Annotated in this window: 1 tRNA gene and 2 rRNA genes; all 3 read left to right on the top strand. The window is 52.2% G+C overall.

What is annotated here, in order from left to right:
• Positions 1-317 (top strand): 16S ribosomal RNA (locus ACGF63_RS22875); the annotation flags it as partial.
• A gap of 82 nt (positions 318-399) precedes the next feature.
• Positions 400-475: transfer RNA gene (locus ACGF63_RS22870), tRNA-Glu, on the top strand.
• A 189-nt stretch (positions 476-664) separates the two neighbouring features.
• Positions 665-1,320 (top strand): 23S ribosomal RNA (locus ACGF63_RS22865); the annotation flags it as partial.

The following is a 1,320-nucleotide window of genomic DNA, read 5'->3' as shown; positions in this document are numbered from 1 at the left end:
CACACGTGCTACAATGGCGGATACAAAGTGAAGCGACCTCGCGAGAGCAAGCGGAACACATAAAGTCTGTCGTAGTCCGGATTGGAGTCTGCAACTCGACTCCATGAAGTCGGAATCGCTAGTAATCGTAGATCAGAATGCTACGGTGAATACGTTCCCGGGCCTTGTACACACCGCCCGTCACACCATGGGAGTGGGTTGCAAAAGAAGTCGGTAGCTTAACCTGTTGGAGGGCGCTGACCACTTTGTGATTCATGACTGGGGTGAAGTCGTAACAAGGTAACCGTAGGGGAACCTGCGGTTGGATCACCTCCTTACCTGAGATGCCGTTGAGTGCAGTGCTCACACAGATTGTCTGATGAAAGTCGAGCAAGACGCGTCTGCGAAGCCGGCCATTGTGTCCCCTTCGTCTAGAGGCCTAGGACACCGCCCTTTCACGGCGGTAACAGGGGTTCGAATCCCCTAGGGGACGCCACTTGCGGTGATGACGGGTGAAAGCCGTCGTCGTGTTATCGTTAAGCGGATTTTTGATGAAGTCGGTTTAACGATAAACGCTCTTTAACAATCTGGAACAAGCTGAAAATTGAAACCGTCAATAATATCCGCGAGGGATTATTGATGAGTCTCTCAACAATCTATAATCCGAGACAGTTTCGGGTTGTGAGGTTAAGCGACTAAGCGTACACGGTGGATGCCTAGGCAGTCAGAGGCGATGAAGGACGTGCTAATCTGCGAAAAGCGTCGGTAAGCTGATATGAAGCGTAACAGCCGGCGATGTCCGAATGGGGAAACCCAGTGCAATCCGTTGCACTATCGTTCGATGAATTCATAGTCGAACGAGGCGAACCGGGGGAACTGAAACATCTCAGTACCCCGAGGAAAAGAAATCAACCGAGATTCCCCCAGTAGCGGCGAGCGAGCGGGGAGCAGCCCAGAGTCCGCATCAGTGGCGGTGTTAGTGGAAGCGTCTGGAAAGGCGCACAGTAAAGGGTGAGAGTCCCGTACACCAAAACACCGTCATTGTGAACTCAACGAGTAGGGCGGGACACGTGGTATCCTGTCTGAATACGGGGGGACCCTCCTCCAAGGCTAAATACTCCTGACTGACCGATAGTGAACCAGTACCGTGAGGGAAAGGCGAAAAGAACCCCGGCGAGGGGAGTGAAAAAGAACCTGAAACCGTGTACGTACAAGCAGTGGGAGCTTCTATTTATAGGGGTGACTGCGTACCTTTTGTATAATGGGTCAGCGACTTATATTCTGTAGCAAGGTTAACCGTTTAGGGGAGCCGCAGGGAAACCGAGTCTTAACTGGGCGCAT

Origin of the sequence: Photorhabdus sp. RM322S (assembly GCF_042879395.1) — a bacterium.
Classification (GTDB): domain Bacteria; phylum Pseudomonadota; class Gammaproteobacteria; order Enterobacterales; family Enterobacteriaceae; genus Photorhabdus; species Photorhabdus khanii.
Note: the sequence above shows the minus strand (reverse complement) of the source record. Positions and strands in the feature narration are given on the sequence as shown.